Source organism: Streptomyces sp. NPDC047000, from assembly GCF_040644295.1.
Classification (GTDB): domain Bacteria; phylum Actinomycetota; class Actinomycetes; order Streptomycetales; family Streptomycetaceae; genus Streptomyces.
This window is the reverse complement of sequence record NZ_JBEYWE010000046.1, coordinates 1-21272: the sequence shown is the minus strand read 5'-3', so window position 1 is coordinate 21272 and position 21272 is coordinate 1. Positions and strand designations below refer to the sequence as shown.

The 21272-nt window shown below is 71.9% G+C and carries 16 protein-coding genes; 6 read left to right on the top strand and 10 right to left on the bottom strand.

Going from position 1 to position 21272, the window contains the following annotated elements:
- The first annotated feature begins 325 nt into the window (after positions 1-325).
- The 3 genes from ABZ862_RS36925 (at position 326) to ABZ862_RS36915 (ending at position 5400) form a co-directional block, all read left to right on the top strand.
- Positions 326-3868: an ATP-binding protein gene (locus tag ABZ862_RS36925; protein ID WP_360968509.1), complete on the top strand. Its 3543-nt coding sequence runs from the start codon at positions 326-328 to the stop codon at positions 3866-3868.
- Positions 3869-4138: 270 nt separating this feature from the next.
- On the top strand, positions 4139-4675 hold the full coding sequence (locus tag ABZ862_RS36920; protein ID WP_360968575.1) for a TerD family protein: 537 nt from the start codon (positions 4139-4141) through the stop codon (positions 4673-4675).
- 101 nt (positions 4676-4776) lie between these two features.
- Entirely contained in the window at positions 4777-5400 is a 624-nt protein-coding gene (locus tag ABZ862_RS36915; protein WP_360968506.1) for a PadR family transcriptional regulator, read from the top strand.
- Here the strand turns inward: ABZ862_RS36915 and ABZ862_RS36910 are convergent.
- Both ABZ862_RS36910 and ABZ862_RS36905 read right to left on the bottom strand, forming a co-directional pair.
- Complete coding sequence (locus ABZ862_RS36910) at positions 5384-6079, bottom strand: type 1 glutamine amidotransferase domain-containing protein (RefSeq protein ID WP_360968504.1); 696 nt, start codon at positions 6077-6079, stop codon at positions 5384-5386. The two genes, ABZ862_RS36915 and ABZ862_RS36910, sit on opposite strands and share 17 nt — an antisense overlap.
- Before the next feature lie 188 nt (positions 6080-6267).
- Positions 6268-6840: a MarR family transcriptional regulator gene (locus ABZ862_RS36905; RefSeq protein ID WP_360968501.1), complete on the bottom strand. Its 573-nt coding sequence runs from the start codon at positions 6838-6840 to the stop codon at positions 6268-6270.
- A 196-nt stretch (positions 6841-7036) separates the two neighbouring features.
- Between ABZ862_RS36905 and ABZ862_RS36900 the strand changes: the two genes are divergently transcribed.
- Positions 7037-7909, top strand: coding sequence for a hypothetical protein (locus ABZ862_RS36900; RefSeq protein ID WP_360968498.1), 873 nt, complete (start codon positions 7037-7039; stop codon positions 7907-7909).
- On the opposite strand, the gene ABZ862_RS36895 is transcribed toward ABZ862_RS36900, so the two are convergent.
- The 8 genes from ABZ862_RS36895 to ABZ862_RS36860 form a co-directional block, all read right to left on the bottom strand.
- Positions 7857-8243 (bottom strand): GtrA family protein, encoded by a 387-nt coding sequence (locus ABZ862_RS36895; protein ID WP_360968495.1) that lies wholly within the window; start codon positions 8241-8243, stop codon positions 7857-7859. The two genes, ABZ862_RS36900 and ABZ862_RS36895, sit on opposite strands and share 53 nt — an antisense overlap.
- An 89-nt stretch (positions 8244-8332) precedes the next feature.
- Positions 8333-9310 (bottom strand): glycosyltransferase family 2 protein, encoded by a 978-nt coding sequence (locus tag ABZ862_RS36890; RefSeq protein WP_360968492.1) that lies wholly within the window; start codon positions 9308-9310, stop codon positions 8333-8335.
- A gap of 35 nt (positions 9311-9345) precedes the next feature.
- Positions 9346-11997, bottom strand: coding sequence for a YfhO family protein (locus ABZ862_RS36885; protein WP_360968489.1), 2652 nt, complete (start codon positions 11995-11997; stop codon positions 9346-9348).
- A 310-nt stretch (positions 11998-12307) separates the two neighbouring features.
- The gene (locus ABZ862_RS36880; protein WP_360968486.1) at positions 12308-13930 is read right to left on the bottom strand and encodes an RICIN domain-containing protein; all 1623 of its coding nucleotides are present in this window, start codon (positions 13928-13930) and stop codon (positions 12308-12310) included.
- Positions 13931-14227: 297 nt separating this feature from the next.
- Positions 14228-14989 carry a carbohydrate ABC transporter permease gene (locus tag ABZ862_RS36875; protein WP_360968572.1) on the bottom strand — a complete coding sequence of 254 codons (762 nt, stop codon included), beginning with the start codon at positions 14987-14989 and terminating at the stop codon, positions 14228-14230.
- Positions 14990-15045: 56 nt separating this feature from the next.
- Positions 15046-16023, bottom strand: a complete 978-nt coding sequence (locus tag ABZ862_RS36870; protein WP_360968483.1) for a sugar ABC transporter permease — start codon at positions 16021-16023, stop codon at positions 15046-15048.
- A 10-nt stretch (positions 16024-16033) separates the two neighbouring features.
- Entirely contained in the window at positions 16034-17281 is a 1248-nt protein-coding gene (locus ABZ862_RS36865) for an extracellular solute-binding protein (protein WP_360968480.1), read from the bottom strand.
- A 70-nt stretch (positions 17282-17351) separates the two neighbouring features.
- A complete protein-coding gene (locus ABZ862_RS36860; RefSeq protein ID WP_360968478.1) occupies positions 17352-19352 on the bottom strand; it encodes a beta-L-arabinofuranosidase domain-containing protein in 2001 nt (666 codons plus the stop codon).
- A 394-nt stretch (positions 19353-19746) separates the two neighbouring features.
- On the opposite strand from ABZ862_RS36860, the gene ABZ862_RS36855 reads away from it, so the two are divergent.
- On the top strand, positions 19747-20745 hold the full coding sequence (locus tag ABZ862_RS36855; RefSeq protein ID WP_360968570.1) for a LacI family DNA-binding transcriptional regulator: 999 nt from the start codon (positions 19747-19749) through the stop codon (positions 20743-20745).
- A 126-nt stretch (positions 20746-20871) separates the two neighbouring features.
- The coding region (locus ABZ862_RS36850; protein WP_360968475.1) for a permease at positions 20872-21272 on the top strand (401 nt) is incomplete at its 3' end.

Here is a 21272-nt window from a genome sequence, read left to right as displayed (position 1 = left end):
CCCGTCGCCTTCCGCACCGAACTGAACGGACGTCAGATGTGCGGGCCCGGTCGGTGACCGTGTTGCGGTCCTCCCCACCGGTGTTTCCATGGAAAGAACGCATGCGTGAGCGCGAGCAGATATCCGCGGGGCACACGTCCGCGCGGAGGGAACGGACCTCATGCCCACCAAGGTGATCCGCCATCCGGAAGGAAAGGAACGGCCGCACAGCGCCCCCTGGTACACGTTGTATCCGAGGCGTTGGTGGTCCCGGATCTCAGGGAGGACGGGCAGAAGGTGGCGCACGTTCAGGACGGAGAGGGAGGCGCGCAGGAGCACCGCCACGGTGCACAGCTGGCGCCCGGGATGGTTCTCCCTCGGCCCCCTGCTGCGTGCGTACGCCCTGGTGGGGACGGTCCTGATCGGCGTCTGGGTGGGGCTGGCCGTCTACGACTATGCGGACGGCGGTCATTCGCGGTTCGACGAGGCACTGAAATCCCCGTGGTTCGACGCCGTCTCCCACATCGTGGGCCCTGTGCTGACGGGTTCCCTGCTGCTGGCGTTCTTCCTTCTCTACTGGTACCACAGGACCAAGAAGCCGCTCGTCGACAAGGCGCGTACCCGTCCGCATGAGCTGGTCCCCACGGCCGGGACCCTCGTCAACCGGATCGTGGGACGCCGCGAACTGTCCCAGGTGATGGCTCAGACCCTGCGTAATCGGAAAACCCGAAAACCGTATCTTCTCGTCGGTGGTGTGGGTGTCGGCAAGACGGCGGTCCTGGTGGAACTCACCCGGGTGCTGGCCCAGCAGTCCGCCGTCCCGGTGCCCATAAGCCTGCGCGACATGAAGGGCGACGGCGAACTCGACTTCGAGGAGATGGCACGGCGCCGCTTCGCGGAGGAAGCGGACCAAGGAGTGCTCGCCGGCAGCAACATCGACAAGACGTGGCGGCAACTGAGGCTCGACGACAAGGTCGTGGTCATCGCCGACGGTCTGGAAGAGGCCCTTCTCGACGAGAAGTACCAGGAGGACCGCGACAACGTCATCCGGCGGGCGATCGAGCGGGCGGACCGCCAGAAACTGCCCCTGGTCATCGCCTCGCGCCCGCACGCACCGCTGGAGGGCACCCGGGCCGCGATCGCCGACATGGAACCGCTGAGTGAGGAGGCGGCCCTCGAATACCTGGTCCGGGATTCCGGCGAGCTGGACGAGCGCCGTCTCGACTGGGTGGTGGAGACCGCCGAGGTCGTGGACTCACCGATCTATCTCCGGATCGCCCGTCTGCTGCAGCAGCGCGGGCTGCTGGAACACCTGACCCTCCGCGACGAGAACGAGCGCCTGGACACACGCAGCAACGACTGCTCCACCCTCAGACTCGGTTTCCTCAACACCTACCGCCAGGCCATCGAGGACGGGCGTGTATTCGACGATCTGGTGATGGACCGCGGGGAACGCCGGGAGACCATGTGGGTCGTGTCGGCACTGGCCTGCCTGGGACTGCTGCAGGACAGTCTCGAGGTGACGTTCGACGACTTCGTCAGCGCGCACGTGGACGACCTCCGCGACCGCGGACAGTCCGGGAACTCGCCGCGGGAAGGGAACGGTCAGCGGGAAGTGCCGGACGACGCCCGGCGGTACGGAACGCGCCTCACGGTGTCCCCGGCACAACGCGAGGCGATATGGGCCGTGTTGCGCCGGAAGATCGGCGGATCCGCCCCCTGGCTCAACGCGTTGGACTATCCCGGCGAGTGCCGGACCGAACTGGCGAGATACACCGCCGACGGGCAGCTCCTCGGACTGGTGTACGGCCGTAAGAACAGGGTCCGGTTCCCGCACAGCATCCTCCAGGCGTATCTGGGTTACCGCCTGCTGAGGGAGGTGGCGGACGACAAACTCGTCGCGGTCGTCGAACCGGCGCTCCGGAGCCCGGGTCCGTCCCGCGAACTGCTCATCGCCCTGGTGCTGCTCTCACGCCACCGGGCCGGTTCCCCCACCACCCGGCCGGCCACCGTGTCGCACACGGCTCTTCGCGCCCGGAGCGGTGACGGAACGCCGCCGAGGCTGTCCCGGCTGCTCAGCGAAGCCGCGGCCAACCGGCACGACGCGAAGTACTTCGACCTGTACTCCGCGGCCCTGGAGATCGACTGCGTCGATCCGGTGCCGGTACAGGACGAACTGGCCCGGGAACTCGACGAGCAGTGGGAGGACCTCGACATCAGAGGCGATCAGCGGACCGTCGAGGACGCGAAGCTGAGGCTGGCCCGGAACTTCGGGGCCGCGCTGCGGGAACGGGACCGCCGCAGCAGGGGCGACCAGCCCCGCTCGGGGCGCCCGGGACCCGCACGGCGCTCGGAACGCTCAGGTCAGGAGCCCGCGCGGCCGCCTCTTCCGTACAAGCGCCTCTTCCAGATCGGTACCCATGAGCCCTCCCACGCCGTCAGGATCGCGATCGCCCATCAGATAGCCGCCGGTGGCGACGCGGCCTTCCAGGACATGCGCACGGAATTCCCCCTCGGATCCGATCCCATAGCCCAGTACCTGGAGAAGTTCGGCGAAGCCAAGCGGAAGCTCGACGACGACTACACCGCCTGGCTCAACGAGGAGGACGCGAACCCCGCCGCCGACCCGGAGGCGGCGGAGAAGAGACAGCGCAGACACGACGAGATCGTGGAGGAGTACGAGCGGAGCCGCACCATGTGGTCCCGCCACTTCACCCTCCGGGCGTGGCTCGTTCCCATGCTCGTCGGCTCCGTCTCCGACAAGTACCGGGACGAGGCCAAGGAACGGCTGAACCTCTGGCTGCGCAACCTGAGCACCCCGCCCGGCCGGCAGACCCCGCTCATGCCGCTCTCCCTGGAGAACGCTCTGGCCCAGGGCTTCAAGAACGCGGCGAACCGCAGGAGACGGCACCCGGACGCCTACGAGGAGACCCGGGCCCACCTGGTGAAGCAGGCGGAGAGGATGCTCACCTGCAGCCGCTACTGGTACGCCCAGCTCAGTCTGCTCCACGCACTGTGCCTGTGGGAGCTTCCCGACACCGTCGGACGCGCCGACGGATCCGGCGCGGGGAAACGGCACCGGCGCCGTTCCGCGGCACCGGCGACCGACCTCACGACGGGCGGCGACCCGGCGTCCGGCGGCCCCCTGGAGCCCGTCACGTCGGTCACCCGATGGCTCGCGATGGCGGGCAGCGCACACGGCACCCCGGCCTCTGCCGGTGCCGCACACGAACGCCGCGCCGAGAAGGTCCTCCACCCGTTCGTCGCCGAAGCCGGCGATCTGGCGACCCTGGCCCTGGAGACGGGACACCCCGAGCGGTTCATCTGGATCGACGAGAACGGGGCCACCGACAGCGTCGGTTCCGCCCCGGCCGATCCCGAGCGCTACCGCAAGCACAATCTGTGGATCGCCCCCTCCGTGGGCTGGAGCAGCCTGCACCCCCGGGCGCAGCGCCTCGTCGCCGACGTACTGGTCATGCTCAACCTCACCGAGGGCAACGGGAGCCCGGACGACATCGAGGAACGTCTGGAACTCGCGGACAAGGACCGGCTTCCGCACTGTCTCACCCACGACCGCAGGCTGCTCCACCCGGAACGCGGCGTCGGCCGGGCCGACAGGGACGAACCCCGCACCACCTGTGTGTCCTCGTGCGAGTTCCGTCTGTGCCCCTATCCCCTGAAGGCCGGGGACGCCCAGGCGGAGATGGCGGAGCTGTTCTGCCGGCAGCAGCAGGCGCTCCTGCACAGCCGCTTCCGCTGGCGCCTGCCGGCCGTCAGCAGGCACACCGCGCCGTGGGTGAGCATTCCCGTCAGGGAACTGCACGCCTTCTGGGAGGCGATGGCCAACCGGAACCGCAGGACCACCGACGAGGACGAGCACCTTCTCTGACGGATCCGACCGGCCGGCCCGCCTCGGTCCCGTCCGTACCCGCCCGTACCCGCTTCCGTCGAACTCCTGACACCGGTGCGGGACACGCGCGTACGGCGGCTGCGGCCCGCGGAGGCCGGAGCCGCCGGTGATCCTCTCGGAACACCTCGACGGAACCCTCCGTGACCGTTTCATGGTGCCCCGTGCGGTGCTCAACCCAGCCGCGCCGAGCGATACTTGACATGCGGGAACCATCCCGTGGAGACCGGCGGCAGGAGAGGCGGCGATCCGGTGGGCGACGGGGGCAGAGGGCTGGGCAAGGTCGAGGTGCGGATCAAGTGGGACCCGAGTCCGTTCGGGGAGGCACCACGGCATCTCGACATCATCGCCACGACCTACGCGGCGGACGATCCCCACGGGCGGCCCGTGTACGTCGTGCACTGCGACAGCCGCTCCCCGGACGGCACCATCAACATGAGCCGGCACAGCCGGACCGGTCTGGGACTGGGCTACGTCGAGGCGATGAGCTTCGAACTCGACCGTCTCGCGCCCTCCTTCGCGCGGGTCGTCGTCGGGGTCGCCATCCATCAGGACCCCGTTCCCAGGACCTTCGGCGACATGTCGAACGCCGGGGTGCTGGTGGTCGACGGATACCGGGAACTGCTGAAGGACGACTTCGCGCGGTTCGCCGGGTCCACGTCCGTGACCGTCGCGGAGTTCGTCCGGGACACCGCCTCGGGGGAGTGGGAGTTCCACGAGGCGCTCCGCGGGTTCGACAGCGATCCGGTGGGCTTCACCGCGGAGATGGGCTCCGCGCCGCAGCCCTGACAGGCCGCCGGGGCGTGTGCCGCGGGCGTCCCCGGGTGCCGTCCGGGGTCCTCCCGCGCCCGCCGCCCGGCGGTGTCCGGCGGCGGTGTTACGTTGACCGCATGGCTCTGCGCAACGCGGTCATGGCCGCTCTGCTGGAAGGCGAGGCGTCGGGATACGACCTGGCCAAGGGGTTCCAGGCATCCGTCGCCAACTTCTGGATGGCCACCGCCCAGCAGATCTACCGCGAGCTGGAACGCATGGAGGGCGAGGGACTGGTCGCGGGGCGGGTCGTGCCGCAGGAGCACCGGCCCGACAAGCGGCTGTACTCCCTCACCGGCGCCGGGCTCGACGCCGTCCGCGCCTACACCGCGGAGCCGCCCGCCCGCCCCACCGCCATCCGGGACGAGCTGATGGTCAAGGTCCAGTGCGTCGACGTCGGCGACCTCGACGCCGTCCGGGCCGCCATCACCGACCGCATGGAGCTGGCGGCGGCGAAGGCGGCGCGGTTCGAACGCGGCCGGGTGCGGCTGCTGGCCGGGCGCGGCGAGGACGAGTTCTTCCGCACGGCGGAGCGGGTCGGGCCGTATCTGACCTGTCTGCGCGGGCTGGCGCTGGAACGGGAGAACCTCGCGTGGGGCGAGCGGGCGCTCAAGCTGCTCGACCGGCGGGCCGAGGCGCTCGGCCGGCGCCCGGCCCGGCCGCCCGCCCCGGCGGACCAGCCGCGGATCAGCCCAGTCTCGTGAGGAGTTCGGCGGCCAGGGGAGCGGAGGACGCCGGGTTCTGGCCGGTGACCAGGTTGCGGTCCACGACGACGTTCGGCACCCACGGCTCGCCCACCTGGACCGCCACGCCCGCGTCGGACAGCCGTGTCTCCAGCAGCCACTCGGCCTTGTCCGCGAGACCGGCCTGGCTCTCCTCGACATTGGTGAACGCGGCCACCCGGTAACCGGCGAACGCGTTCGAACCGTCCTCCTTCGTCGCCGCCAGCAGCGCCGCCGGACCGTGGCACACCACGCCGAGGGGCTTGCCGGAGGCCAGGGCGTCCGTCAGCAGCTTCCCGGAGACGGCGTCGACCGCCAGGTCCTCCATCGGGCCGTGGCCGCCGGGACAGAACACGGCCGCGTAGTCGTCGAGGTCGACGTCCGCCAGCCGGACCGGGTGCCGCAGCTCGGTCATCGCGTCGAGGCCGTTCCTGATCTCGTCGGCCTTGTCCTGGCCGCCGTTGGCCTCGGCGGTCAGGCTGCCCCGGTCGACGACCGGCACGGTCCCGCCGGGCGTGGCCACGACGATCTCGTGGCCGGCCGCCTTGAACGCCCGGTACGGCGCCACCGCCTCCTCGGCCCAGAACCCGGTGGGGTGCTTGGTGCCGTCGGCGAGGGTCCAGAAGTCCGCGCCGGTCATCACGAAAAGGATCTTGGACATGATGGTTCTCTGCTCTCCCGTATCTGCGGATGGAGACGTGGGTGCGGAAGCTCCGCCGGCGGTGGGCCGGCCCCGGTCCCGTCTCACCACGCGGCCGGCTCCCGCTTCCGTCCCACCACGGCACCTGCCCGTTCGGACCGGCCTGAACCTCCTGCGGGCGGCCCCTTCGCCCGTGGACCCCCGGACCGTCAGCCCTTCGCCCGGCGGCCGCTGCGGCGCGGGGCGGGCGGAGCGCCGTTCAGCAGCGTACGGCGCCGCTCCTCGCCGTCCTCCTCCACCTGGACGACCACCCGCCGCAGCAGACCGGCGAGCTCCCGGCACTCGGGGCCGGTCAGCCGCGCGGTGACGAACGCCTCTTCCTCGTTGAACGCCGGGAACACCCGGCCCATGAACTCCTCGCCCTCCTCGGTGAGGGCCAGCAGCACCAGCCTGCCGTCGGTGGGATGTCCGGTACGGCGCAGCAGCCCCCGCGACTCGAGCGTGCGCGACACCCCGGTCAGGGTGCCCTTGGAGATCCCGGCCTCCTCGGCGACGTGCCGGGTCTCCGACTCGCCCCACACCCACACCACCCACAGCACCAGGAACGCGGTCCAGGTCAGGTCCGAGTCGCGCAGTACCGAGTTCTCCAGGTGCTGGCGCACCGCGGCGGCCGCCCGGTAGATGTTGGCCACCGCCGCCATCTGCTCCCGGCGTACCGGAATGCCGCCGAGCTTGGCCTCCGCGAGTTTCTCCGCCTCCGTGATGGATCGCTGGCCGCGCACGGGCGTTCCTCGCCTCCTGGATCTCGTCGTTCTCGTGGATCTCGTGGTTCTCGTTTGGGCCGTGACGTCGGTGGAAAGCGTCCGGCAGCAAATTGTAAGCACCGGGCCGGACGGCGCGGGCGTGCCGATGAACCCCCGACCGCCTCCACACGTCTAACCACCCGGACCGAGGGGACGGACCGACCATGGGGGGACGATGCACAGCACACCTTCGGCCGCCGCGCTGCTCAGGGGTGCCGGAGCCCTGGGGCGAATGGTGCGGGGCGAGTGGTACGGCATCGTCGTCGACCCCGTACGCCAGCTGGTGCGCCGGGGGCTCACCGGGCTGGTGCTGGCCTTCACCGCCTGCTGCGGCGTGATCTTCTTCCACGCCCTCGCCCAGCGCCCGTCCGGCGCGGTCGCCGTCCGGCTGCTCGGCGGGGTCCGCGGCGACCTGCCGCTCGGGCTGGCCCTGCTGCGCACCCCGGTGTCGCTGTACGTCCCCGCGCTCGATCTGCCGGTGTGGGCGGGCATCACCCAGCTGTTCCTGGCGTTCGCGCTGGCGGAACTCGCGCTCGGACGCCGGCGCACCCTGGTCATCGCCTATGCGACGACGCTGGCCGGCACGCTCACCGTACGCCTGATGATCGCGCTCGGACCGGGCCGGTACGGCGGGCTGGGGCTGCCGCCGTCGGCCGGACACGTCCTCGACACCGGGCCGTCCGCCGCGGTGGTCGGCCTGTTCACCTATCTGGCCGTCGTACGGCGCGCGCCCGTCGTGTTCACCCTGACCGGCGCGTCGATGGTGTGGGAGTCGATCGCCGTGCCCAATCTGGCGGGCCGCGAGCATCTGATCGCGGTCGCCGTGGCCCTCGTCCTCGGCCTGGCGCACGGACGGCGCGTCCCGCACCGGCTCCGGGCGCCGACGACCGCGGTCGTCCGCCGGCCCGCGGCCCTCCCGGTGGATCTGGCCGTTCCGGCCCCGCTCACGGTGCCGGTGCCCGCACGTGTCCCGTGCCCCAGGCCGCCCCGTCCGGTCACGGTCGGCTCTCTGCGGCAGCCGGACCGGGAGCCGTCCCCCTCAGCATGATCATGCGCGACACGACGAAGGTCACCGGGATCGCGGCGGCGGACGTGATCAGCGGGGCGAAGCGGTGACCGGCGTGCAGGACGTCGACGATCAGATACATGCCTGCCGTGGTGAACAGGAAACTGGTCGCGTTCGTCAGCGGGAAGAGCAGGAATTTCCGCAGCGTCGGCCGGGTGCGATAGGTGAACCTGGCATTCAGGAAAAAGGACCCGGTCATGCTCAGCACGAATGCCACGGTGTGCGCGGCGAGATAGGGCAGACGGATGAGCAGGAGCAGATAAAGACCGTAGTAAATGCCGGTGTTGACGACCCCGACGGCGGCGAAGGCGGCCATCTGCCGGGGGACACCGGCCCTCCTCGCGCCCTCCGCCGCCCGCCCGGCCCTCGTCTCCGTGGTGGTCTCCGTGGTCGTCTCCGTGGTCATCAGGGGATCAGGTCCTTCGTCGTGTCCAACGCCGGACGGCCCTGCGCCGGTTCCGTGTTGGCGGCCTTCACCAGGAAGTGCGGGCGTCGCTTCACCTCGTAGTAGATCCGCCCGGTGTACTCGCCGATCACCCCCAGCATCACCATCTGGACGCCCGCGAGCGCGGTGACCGCGGTGATGATGGTGACATAGCCGGGCGTCCGCACACCGTCGACCAGGGCGGCGATCACGATCCATGTGGTGTAGCCGCCCGCGCACAGCAGCAGGGCCAGGCCCAGGTAGAGGGCGGCCCGCAGCGGGCGGTTGTTGAAGGAGAGGAGCCCGTCGAGACCGTAGTTGAGCAGACCGCGGAACGTCCACGAGCTGTGCCCGTGCTCGCGCGCCACGTTCTCGTACGCGAAGGCCGTGGTGGGGAAGCCCACCCAGGAGAACAGGCCCTTGGAGAAGCGGTTGTGCTCCGTGAGGGACAGTACCGCGTCCACCACGCGCCGGGACAGCAGCCGGAAGTCCCCTGCTCCGTCGACGAGTTCGACGTCGATGAGCCGGTTGACCAGACGGTAGTAGAGCCGGGCGGTGGCGGTGCGGACGGCGCCCTCACCGTGCCGGGTGCGCCGGGCGATGACCTGGTCGTAGCCCTGTTCGCCCAACCGCACCATCCGCGGGACGAGTCCGGGCGGATGCTGGAGGTCGGCGTCCATGACGACCACGGCGTCACCGGAGGCGTGCCCCAGTCCCGCGAGCAGGGCCGCCTCCTTGCCGAAGTTGCGGCTGAAGGAGACGTACCGTACGCGCTGGTCGGCCTCGGCCAGCCGCTTCAGGACGGTGAGGGTGCGGTCGCGGCTGCCGTCGTCGACGTAGACGAACTCCATGTCGTGGCCCAGCGGGAGGAGTTCCTCGGCGACCCGCTGGACCTCCGCGTGGAAGCGCGCGACGACGGCCTCCTCGTTGTAGCAGGGTGCGACGATCGAGATGAGCACGGTGTTCCCCCAGGGGTGCGGTGCGGCGGTCGGTCTCAGCGAGCGGTGGTCGGCAGCTCGTGCGTCTGTTCCTGCGCCGAGGGCGGTGCGGTGGTCCGCCGCAGGCGCCGGCGGACGGCGGGCAGGGCGGCGTACAGGACGAGAGCCAGCAGGCAGACGCCCCCGGCCCAGGTGCCCAGCCGCAGGCCGGGCGGATGGAAGGTGCAGGTCAGCTCGGTGGCGGAGCCGTCGAGAGGGACGGCGATCAGGCCGTGGAACGACGCGGCGGGCACGGCCGCACGGTCGCCGGTGGCGCAGCGCCAGCCCGCGATCCGCGGCGCCGCGACGACGGCGATCCCGCGGCTTCCCCGCGGGAGCCGGGCCCGCACGGTGCCGTCGGAGACGCTCACCCGGGTGGCACCGGTGGCCGTGAGGCGGGCGACGGCGGTGCCCAGCCGGGCGGTGTCCAGGCAGCCGACCGCGCCGGGCGGGACCCGGTCCGCGCGGCCGGGGAACAGATCGATGAGGACCCGCCCCGACGCGGGCACGGTGCCGAGCCGCTGCATCGCCGCGCGGCTGCGCGCATACGCGGACCTGAACCGCCCCGTCAGGGAGCTGTCCCGGAGGCGGGCCGTGCCCGCGAAGGACGGTGCCCACAGCTGGACCTTGCTGCCCGCCGGACAGCGGGTGCTGATCGTCGCGGCCGCGGGGACCGCGGGATCCGCCGACGGCGTGGTGCGCACCGTGAACCGGGGGACGGTGTAGACGCGGGTGCCGAGCAGCAGTTCCTGGTTGCGGTACGGCGACGGCCCGAAGGCGCCGGCGAGGGCCGTGGCCGGCCGTACCGTGACCAGCGGCGGCGCCGCCTGCCGTACGGCCGTCGTGCGGGTGCCGTCCTGCGGGAACCAGTTCTGGTGCGGGTCCGGCGGCGAGTGCACCCGGGCGCCGACCGAGAAGACCGCGTCGGTGACGGCGTTGTCCAGGCTCTGCAGGTTCCTGGCGCGAGAGGTCCAGCCGTCGCCGAGGGCGGTGAGCGTGCGGCTGAGGACGTCCGAGGTGAGACTGCTGTAGTACTGGGCGCCCTGACCGCCCACCATGAGCGGGTCGTTGGCGACGGTCTGTTCCCGGCCCGGCTCGGTGCGGTACCGGGGCCAGGCGCCGGCCCCGGCAATCGCCGCCGCCTGCGTCTCCTGGCGTGCTCCCCAGGGCGCGTAGTCGTCCATGTGCCCCAGCCGCACCCGGTCGGCGACCGCGGCCGTCGCGGCGGCCTCCCCGAACTGGGTGCACAGCAGCAGCGCCACCGCGAGCCCGGCGACCCGGGCGCGGCGCGCGCCGGTGCGGGTGCGGTCGGCGTGACGCAGCAGGGCGAGGCCGAGCAGCGCGCCGAGGGCGGCGAGCACGGCCAGCGGCAGGACGAAACGGCGGTGTGCCAGGGCGCTGCCGCTCGCCACGGCGGTGACGACGGCGACCAGCGCGGCCGCCGCGCCCAGCGCGCGCCGGTCCGGGGTGCCGTGGGCGAGGGTGTGCCAGGCGGCGATCACCAGGAACGCGCAGAGCACGAACGTCTGGCGGTAGGGACTGCCCTGCGGGGTGGTGAAGGCGTGCCACACCAGATGGGTGGGGCCCCACTGCATCGACAGCGTCATCAGGACCACCAGCAGCGGCCAGCCCGCGCGTACCCGCCCGGGTGCCGCGCGGTGGAAGGGCAGGGCGAGGGCGAGCAGCAGGGCCGTGGTGCCGACGAAGACGGCCGGGGTGCCGAATGTGTAGGTCGTCGGCAGCAGCCGGGCCAGCAGGTCCTCGGCGGGCACCGGCACGAAGTGCCTGACCCGGCCCGGATAGGCGTGCCGGGTGCCGAAGTACACGACCGCCACCAGCGGCGCGGCGAGACCGACGCCCAGGCCGGTGCGCACCGCGGCCCGGGCCGCCGCGGCCAGGGTCCGGCGGCGCGGCAGCCCGGCCAGCCACAGCCTCAGCAGCAGCACCGGACCGGCGCCGAGCGTGGCCATGTACCCGGTGTAGAAGTTGGCGGTCCAGGCGAGCGCCACGACCAGCACGCCGAGCACCCGGTGCCGTCCGGTGATCGCCCACTCCCCGGCCAGGATCAGCAGCGGGAGGAAGACCAGACCGTCGAGCCACATCGGGTTGTACACGGAGTCCGCGAGGGTCCAGCCGCACAGCGCGTACGACGCCCCCAGCAGCCCCGCCGCCCACCAGCGGCCCGGTTGCAGCCGGGGCAGCAGCCAGGCCATCGCGGCCGCGGCGGCCGCCGCCTTCAGCAGGGTGATCACATACACGGCCAGGTCGATCTCGTCGCGCGGGAAGAGCGCGACGAGCGGCGCCAAGGGGCTGCTGAGATAGGTGCCGAGATCGGGCAGGAAGCTGGAGCCGTACCCGGACTGCCAGTTGATCAGCAATCCGCCGTCCGCCCTGCCGTGCAGCAGGTCCCACAGATGGGCGTGGAAGGGCACGTACTGGTTGCCGAGGTCGTTGACGTCGCGGGTGCGGGGGCCGAACGGGAAACTGCCGGCGATCGCGTCACCGGAGCACAGCGCGGCGACGGTCAGCAGCGCGGCGAACAGGGCGGCGGTGCCCGCCGTACCGCGCGGGGACCCGGGACGCGGCAGCCGCGGCCACGGCCTTCCGGGACCGCGCGGAATACCGCCGGGCTCCGGTAAGGCGGTCGTGGGCAGGACTGAGTACGGCATTCGCGTGGACCCCCAGCGGAATACGGGACGTCATGTCTTTCTTCCGGGGGTGCCACTCCCCGCGCGTCATTCGATGCGCACGGTCAGACGGGGCACAGGCCCCGTTGGTTGTGCCCCGGAAGGAAAGTGGCTCCTGAAATCAGGAATTCTTTATGGGGGTACGGATGGTTGGGAAAGGAATTCGGTCCGTTCGGAGTCGGGATCGCGTACCGCGGGTGTCCGGGAGGTGAACCCGCGGCCCCGGACGTGGGTGTTCCCGTGCCTGCCGACATCAGGCACGGGAACACCGGTCACACGCCGCCGCGCACGCTCAGCGCGACGTCAGCTTCCAGAGGTGGTCGGCGGTGCCGTTGTCGTCCCACTGGAGGACCTGGGCGCCGGCCGACGTGCTCATGCCGTCCACGCCGAGCAGCAGACCGCTGTTGTAGTTGGCGATCTTGTAGTAGCCGTCACCGGACGGGATCAGCTGCCAGAGGTGGTCGGCGGTGCCGTTGTCACCCCAGATCAGCGCGGTGCCGCCGTCCGTGGTGCCCGCGTTCGTGATGCCCAGCAGCAGCCCGCTCGCCTTGTTGGCGATCTTGTAGAGGCCCGAGCCCGCGGCCGTCAGCGTCCAGGACTGGCTGCTGCCGCTGCCCGGCGCCGCCTGCACCACCGAGGTGCCCTGCGCCGTGCCCGCGCCCTGGGTGTCCAGGGCGAGAGCGCTGTTGCGGTTGGTGATCTGGTACGTCCCGGCGAGGGAACCCGAGGTGCCGCTCGGGCTGACGGTCAGGTGGTAGCCGTCGGAGGCGTTCATCGCGACGGGCACGGTGACCGAGCCGCCCGAGACCGTGAAGTCGGTGTCATAGACGGTGACCGGCCCGGACACCGCGGTCGTACGGCCCTTCGAGGGGGTGTACTCCAGTTTGACGTGCACCGTGCTCCCGAACGCGGACAGCGAGCCCAGCCCGTCGACCCGTACGGCGTTCGCCCCGGCGCCGCCGCCGAAGACCACGCTGATCTGCCGGCCGTCACCGGTGAGCGAGGCGGCGCCGTCGATGCCGGTCTGTGCCGGGGGAGTGGTGACCAGCATGGTCCCGGACATCGCGCCGTACCACTTGTAGAGCCAGTACGCCCCGTTGGGCGAGCCGCCGGTGTCGGTCAGGGTGTCGCCGAGGGTGCCGTAGCGGTTCCAGAAGGCGAGTTCGGCGTCGTGCACACCGGTCCGCTCGAACTTGGCGATGTATCCGGCCAGCGGGCCCGGCACACCGACCTCGGACGGGGTGCCGTACTCCTCGATGGCGATGGGCCGCGGGCTGATCCCGAGGCCCGCCTCCAGGGCCCGGTAGGCGCTCACGTGCGCGGCGATGTCCTGGGAACCCTGCAACTCGTGCCAGGCGATGATGTCGGGCACGGTGCCGGACGCCTTCGCGTCGGTGAGGAACGTGCTCATCCAGCTCTGGTTCCAGGCGGAGTGGCTGGGGCCCTGGACGGGGGTGCTCGCGTCCTTGGCCCGGACCTCCTTGTACGTGCGCGCCCAGCCGTCGTCGAACGCCCCGGCGGCCGAGGTGTTCCACGTCCAGTCGGGCTCGTTCCACAGCTCGTACGCGGCGATGTTCGTGGCGCCGGACGACTTCACCGCGGCCACCTGCTTGTCCACGGCCGACAGCCAGTCGCTCCAGCTCACCCACTTGTAGGGGAAGTCCGGATACCAGTCCGGCATCCGTACGACCACCTTGGCGCCCGCCCGCGCCGCCTTGGCCGCGACCTTCAGCGCGTCACCGGCGGGAGCGGGCTCCCCGTTGGGCAGTTGCGAACCGCCGGGTGCCATCTGCACGAACGTGTTCGGCTTGAGCGGGGTGACCAGGCTGTCGGCGGGTGTGGAGTCGGTGGCCAGGCCGTAGAGGCTGCCCGTGGCGACATGGGTGACCGAGCGCAGCGACTGGCCCGCGTTCACCACGAGGGTGGTGGCCGCGGTGGGGGCGGCGTGGGCGGGGACGGCGGTGGCGAGGGCGGCGGTCAGTACCGCCGTCGCCCATAAGGCCGCCGGCCGGCCGCGGTGCCTTCTGCCGGCGGACACGGAAGGGGGTGTGCGGCTCATGCGGGTTCTCCTCTGCCGGAGGTGACGGGGGATGTCCTGACGGTGCGGCTGCGGACGTCCGGACGTCCGGGACGGCCGGTCCGGGGCGGGCGGTCGGGGACGGCCGGTCCGGGACGGACGTGCGGGCGGTGCGGAGGTGATCCGGTGCGGGAGTCAGTCCTTCACCGCGCCCGCGGTGATCCCCGCGGCCACATAGCGCTGGGCGAGGACCAGCAGGACGGCGGCGGGGACGGACGCGACGACGGCGGTCGCCATGATCGCGTTCCACTCCTGGTTGTTGTTGCCGATGTAGCGGTAGATGCCGAGGGTGATCGGCTTCAGATCGCCTCCGCTGTCGAGGGTGTTGGCGAAGACGAAGTCGGACCAGGCCCACAGGAAGGCGAAGAGGGAGACGGTGACGACGGCGTTGCGGCTCAGCGGCAGCACCACCGAGCGGAACGTGCGCCACGCCCCGGCCCCGTCGACGCGGGCCGCGGAGATCAGTTCGCCGGGGATGCCCGACATGAACGCGGCGAAGATCATGACGCCGAACGGCACGGCGATGGTCGAGTCGGCGACGACCAGGCCCCACCAGGAGTTCAGCAGCCCGGCGTCGAGGAAGATGCCGTAGAAGCCCATCGCCATGACGATGCCGGGGATCATCTGCGCGATCAGCAGGGCCAGGCTCAGGACGCCGCCGCCGCGCGGGCGCAGCTTGGCCAGGGCGTATCCGGCGGGCGCCGCGACGACGAGGGTGACGGCGACCGTGCCGAGGCCGATGAGCAGACTGGTGCCGAGGTAGGGCACCTGGTCGTCGAGGACCGCCCGGTAGCCCTCGAAGGTGGGGTGCAGCGGGACCAGGGCGGGCGGGTCCTTGCGCATGTCGCGCTGCGGGGTGAGGGACACGTTGAGCATCCAGTACACCGGGAACAGCATCAGCGCGGTGAGCAGCAGACCGACCAGGGTGTTCAGCCGGCTCCGCAGGACGGGGTTCACGCCTCGGTCCTCCTCTGCAGCCGCACGTACAGCAGTCCGAAGGCCAGCGCGATGACGATGAGGATGTTGCCGACGGCCGCGCCGGGGCCGAACTTCGGCAGCAGGGTGCCGAAGCCGAGCTGGTACGACCAGGTGGCCAGGGTGGTCGAGGCGTCACCCGGACCGCCCTTGGTCATGATCCAGATGAGGTCGAACACCTTCAGCGTGTAGACGAGTCCGAGCAGCAGGGTGATCGCCGACACCGGCCGCAGCAGCGGGAACGTGATGTGCCAAAAGCGCTGCCAGGCACCCGCGCCGTCCAGCGCGGCCGCCTCGTACAGCTCGGCGGGGATGTTCTGCAGGCCGCTGTACAGGACGACCAGGTTGAAGGGGATGCCGATCCAGATGTTCGCGATGATCACCGAGGTCAGCGCCCAGTCGGGGGAGGTGAGCCAGCCGACCGGGTCCGCGCCGACCAGACGGAGGGCGTAATCGACCACGCCCGACTCGCTGTTGAACATCCACGACCAGGTCGACGCCGACACGATCAGCGGCAGCAGCCACGGCACGAGGAACAGTGCCCGCAGGACCGCCGAGAGCCGGAAGTGCCGGTTGAAGAAGACCGCGAGCCCCAGTCCGGCGGCGTACTGGAACACCAGGGACACGGCCGTGAAGACCACCGTGTGACGCAGCGCGGGACCGAACGACGGGTCGTCCAGCACCCGCTGGAAGTTGCGCCACCCGGTGAAGGGCGCGTCGCCCGCCACGAACGACCGGACGGTGTAGTCGCGCAGGCTGAGGTCGAGGTTGCGGTAGAGCGGATAGACGTAGAAGGCGGCCAGGTAGCAGACGAGCGGTGCGACGAACGCGAACGCGGTCAGGCGGCTGCCGCGGCGGTGCCCGCTCGGCAGCGTCCGCGTGCCCGCGTGCCCGCCGCCTTCGGCGCTCCGGGACCCCCCGGCTCCCTGGGGCCCCTCGGCCCGTGCGACGGCCATGCCGGCCATGTCAGCCCTTGCCCTTCTCCGCGCTCGACTGGGCGGTGGCCAGGGCGGCCCCGGCGTCCTTGCCGCCGGACAGGGCCGACTGGACGGCGGTCCACAACGGCTGTGAGATCACCGGGTACTTGGTGCCCAGGCCCCCGCTGGTACGGCCACGGGCGGCGGCCACGGCGGCCACCCAGGGCTTCAGCCCGGGGTTCTTCGCGACCTGCTCGCCCTGCACGGACTTGGTCGGCGCGACGTACATCAGCGTCGTGTCGGTGGCGAGCAGGTTCGACGGCGAGGTCAGACAGGTCACGATCTTCTTGCTGACGTCGTAGCGCGCGCTGTCCTTCTGCACCGGCACCGTGACGAACTCGCCGCCCGTCGGCACCGGCGCCGCGCCCCCGTCCCGGCCGGGGATGCTGATGATCCCGTACGGGAAGCCCGCCTTGCCGGCGTTGCCGAGCTGCCAGGTGCCGTTCTCCGAGAACGCGTACTCGCCGGTGGCGAACTCCTGCCAGCTGGTGGTCTGGGTGTTCTGCAGGACGTCCTTGGGCGCGTACCCCTGCTCCACCCAGCCCTTCCACAGCGACAGCGCGGCGACCCCGTCGGCGGAGTCGAGCTTCGTGAGGTCGCCGCCCGCGCCCCAGAACCAGGGCAGGAACTGGAAGCTGCCCTCCTCGGTGTTGATCGCGGAGAAGGTGATGCCCTTCTTCCCGGCCGCCTTCACCTTCTTCAGCGCGGCCGTCAGCGTCGCCCAGTCCCTGACCGAGGCGGGGTCGACGCCCGCGGCGGTGAGGATCTTCTTGTTGTAGTAGAGGGCGAGGGTGTTGGCGCCGATCGGGACGCCGTAGGCGGCGCCGTCGAGGGTGCCCGCGCCGATGACGTTCTTCTGGATCGACGAGGTGTCGATGCCGAGATCGGCGGTCTTGTTGAGGATGCCCGCCTCGACGAGGGTCGAGACGACGGGGTTGTCGACCAGCATCACGTCGGGCGCGTTGCCCTGCTGCGCGGCCAGCAGCGCCTTGTTGCCGAGGTCGGTGGTGTCGTAGGCGGTGCGCTTGAGCTTCACCCCGGCCTGCGTGCCGCACGCCGTGACGCGCCTGCCCCAGGCCGAGGAGGCGTCGAACTGCGGGTAGGGGTCCCAGAAGGTGTACGTCCCGGTGGCGCCGGAGGATCCGGAGGAACCGGAGCCGCCCTGACAGGCGGTGGCGGAGACGAGCGTGCCGACCGCGGCGAGCGCGGCCAGGAGCGTGCGGCGGGTGGGTGTCACGGGGCGACCTCGTTGTCGTAGTGCCGGAGTCGTAGTGCCGGAGCTGGGGGCGGGTCGGGGGTGAGGGGTGTCAGGAGAGCGGCAGCCAGACGCGCATGGCGCCGTCCTCGCGGTTGGCCCACGCGTGGTACGGGACGGCGGTGAGCTCGACGGAGTCCCCGTCCCCCTCCCCGTCGCCGGGCGCTGCCGCGCTGCCGGGGCCGGCGTCCGGGGCGGTGCCGTAGGGCCACCAGCCACGGTCGGCCGGGCGGCGGCGCCGGCCCGCGGCGACGACGGTGGTGACGCCGCCGAGCAGCTCGGGCCGGTGTTCCACGGTGAGCGGACGGGTGGGGTCGAGGACCAGGTCGTCGAGGCCGCCGCCGGGGTGGTCGGCCTGCTCCAGGCAGTACACGAGCGGTCCGCGTTCGACGGCCACGCAGCCGCGTACGGCGTCCACGCGCGGGTCGGCGGCGGTGAGCCGGGGCTCCAGGGCGAGGTCGAGCACCACCCGGTCGCCGGGTGCCCACTCCCGCGTCAGCCGCAGCCAGCCGTCGGTGACGGGGGCGTCGTCCTGGTCGTACGCCGACTCCCCGCAGCCGACACGGAACGCGCGGCACCACTGCGGGATGCGCAGCGCCAGGGTCCAGGGACGGCCGGAGGGGGTGTCCTCGACGGTGAGGGCGACCGTGCCGTGCCAGGGGTAGCCGGTCTCGGCGCGTACGGCCAGCGGCCCGGCGGCGTACCGGCCGCTGGTGAACTGGTGTATCTGCAGGCCCTGTTCGTCGCCGCTGGCGAAGTAGTGCCCGAGTCCGGCCAGCAGGCGCATCGCGTTGGGCGGGCAGCAGGCGCAGCGGAACCAGCGGGTGCGGCGGGCCGACTGGTCGCCCCCGGGGTCGGTGTGGCCGTCGCGGACCTGGAGCGGGTTGACGTACAGCCAGCGTTCGCCGTCCAGGGAGACACCGGCCAGGAAGCCGTTGTAGAGGGTGCGTTCGACCAGGTCGGAGTAGCGGGCCTCACCGGTGAGCAGGGCCATGCGCCAGCTCCACTGGACGGAGGCGATGGCGGCGCAGGTCTCGCAGTAGGCGCGTTCGTTGGGCAGTTCGTACGGGTCGCCGAAGTCCTCCCGGTCGTGATGCGCGCCGAGGCCGCCGGTGAGGTGTGTCTTGGTGGCGGTCATCGCGTGCCACAACCGCTCGGTGGCGGTCCGCAGTTCGGCGTCCCCCGTCTCGGTGGCCAGGTCGGTGGCCCCGGCCAGCAGGTACAGCTGCCGTACGGCGTGACCCTCGACGTTCACCGCCTCGCGCAGTGGTACCCGGTCCTGGCAGTACGCCTCGTGCCCCAGCAGCCCGTGTCCGTGCCGGTCGACGAAGTAGGCCGCCAGCTCCAGATAGCGCCGCTCACCGGTTTCCCGGTACAGCTCGACCAGCGCGGTCTCCACCTCGGGGTGGCCGTCGATGCCGTCGACGGGCCTGCCGCTGCCGGGCGGCCCGAACACCGAGCCGATGTGATCGGCGAACCTGCGCGCCGTGTCGAGGAGTCCGGTGCGCCCGGTGGCCCGGTGGTGGGCCACACCCGCCTGGAGGAGATGGCCCGCGCAGTACAACTCGTGCCCCCAGCGCAGGTCCTGGTAGCGCTCGCCGCCCTTGACCAGCTGGAACCAGGTGTTGAGATAGCCGTCGGGCTGCTGTGCGGCCGCGACCAGGGCGACGATCCGCTCCACCTCGGCGGCGAGCTCCGCGTCGTCCGGGCGGTGCTGGGCGAGCTGCCAGGACGCGGCCTCCAGCCACTTGTAGACGTCCGTGTCCACGAACGGGTACGCGCCCCGGAACGCGCCCTCGGCCGTGCCCGCCGCCAGCCGCAGATTGTGCAGGTTCCCGGCGGACTCCAGCAGACCGGGGCCCTGCGGTACGGAGACCCGGGCGTTGGTCTCCTGCCGGGTGTGCCAGAAGCCCGCGGTGATGTCGACGGCGGCGGGACGGAACGCGGCGCGGGCGTCCGGACCGAGGCGCACCGGACCCGGGGCAGCGGCGGGCGGCGCGGCGGGCGGGGCCGGCGGTGCGGCGGAGGGTGCGGTGGAGCGGGTGCGGGGCATGGCTCTCCGGAGGTGAGGAGCGGGCGGGGACCTGGCGACGGGACGCACATCCCGGGGGCCGGGATGTCCGGTATCCCGAACGCCGGTCGAGGCCACGATGCTGACGATGGAACCGTGGTGCGCAACCGTTTTCTCAGGCAGTAAGTACAGGGCAGCTCAACGGTGCGGTCAAGGGCCACGACAACGGTTCACCGGTTTTTTCCCGGCCCCGTCAGTGGTGCCGTGCGTCAGGCGTGATCCCGTGAGCGCTCCTGGCACTTCCTCGCGATGCCTGTCACGATGGCAGTCGTCAGCGTCGTGAGGAAAAGGTTTGCCCGTGCCGTCCGTGTCCCCGTCCGCCCCAGGTCCCGCCCCCTCCGCCCCGGCGTCCTCCGGGACCGCCCCGGCGTCCTCCCTGACCGGCCGGGCGAGGCTGGCCGATGTCGCCGCCCTGGCCGGGGTCAGCGTCGGCACCGCGTCGAAGGCGTTGAGCGGCGGCGGCCGGATGCGCCCCGAGACCCGTCAGCGGGTCCTCGACGCGGTGACGGAGCTGGGCTTCCGGCCCAACCAGCACGCGCAGAGCCTGCACAGCGGCCGCAGCTGGACGGTCGGCCTGATGACCACCGACGGCATCGGCCGCTTCAGCACCCCCGTACTGCTCGGCGCCGAGGACGCGCTCGGCGCCGGGAAGATCTCCGTGCTGCTGTGCGACACCCGGGGTGACGCCATCCGCGAGCAGCATCATCTGCGCACCCTCACCGACCGCCGCGTCGACGGCATCATCGTCGCCGGCCGCCGCACCGATCCCCGGCCGCCGCTGGCCGGCATCGACCCGTCGACCCCCGTCGTCTACGCGCTCTCCCCGTCCACCGGCCCCGCCGACACCTCCGTGGTCACCGACGACCGCGGCGGCGCCCGTCTCGCCGTGGAGCATCTGCTGGCCACCGGCCGCACCCGCGTCGCCCACGTCACCGGCCCCGAGCACCACCAGGCGGCCCGCGACCGCGCCCGCCACGCGATCGGCCACCTCGCGGACGCCGGACTCGAACTCTCCACCGGACGCGTGCACTTCGGCGAGTGGAGCGAGGCGTGGGGCCGCCGTGCCGCCGACGCCGTCCTGCGCACCGCGCCCCGCACGGACGCCGTCTTCTGCGGAAACGACCAGATCGCCCGCGGGGTCGCCGACGCGCTGCGGGAACGCGGGACGGACGTGCCCGGTGACATCGCCGTCGTCGGCTACGACAACTGGGACACCATGGCGCTGGCCTGCCGTCCACCGCTCACCACGATCGACATGAACCTCACCGAGATCGGCCGGATCGCCGCTCTGCGCCTGCTCCGCGCCATCGACGCCGAACCCGAACCGGGCGTGCACACGGTGCCGTGCCGTCTGGTGGTGCGCGAGTCCACCTGACGGGCCGCCGGACTCCGGCCGGTGTCATCCGTTTGCGGCGGCGTGTGCGCACCGCGCGGGCGGGTGGTCTCGCGTATCTTCGGCCGGACACCGACATCCGGAGCAAAAATGTCAAAAACGGATGACATGGTTGAAGCGGCGGTACGGCAGGCGGAGCGCCCGGCACCCGCCGTCCCGGCCCCGGCCCCCGCCCGGACCCGCGGGCTCATGACCGCTGTCGCGGTGGCGGTCGCCGTGACGGCGGCCGTGCTCCTCCTCTCCGCCACCGGCGGGCTGCACCACCCCGCCGTACTGGCCTGGCGCACCGTCTGTCTGGCCGTCACCGTGCAGGCCCTGCCCTTCCTGGTGCTCGGCACCGTCCTGTCCGGCGCCATCAACGCCTTCGTCCCGGCCGACCTGTTCACCCGGGTGCTGCCCAGGCGGCCCGCGCTCGCCGTCCCGGTGGCCGGGGTTGCCGGAGTGGTGCTGCCGGGTTGCGAATGCGCGTCGGTGCCGGTGGCGGGCAGTCTGATCGGGCGGGGTGTGAC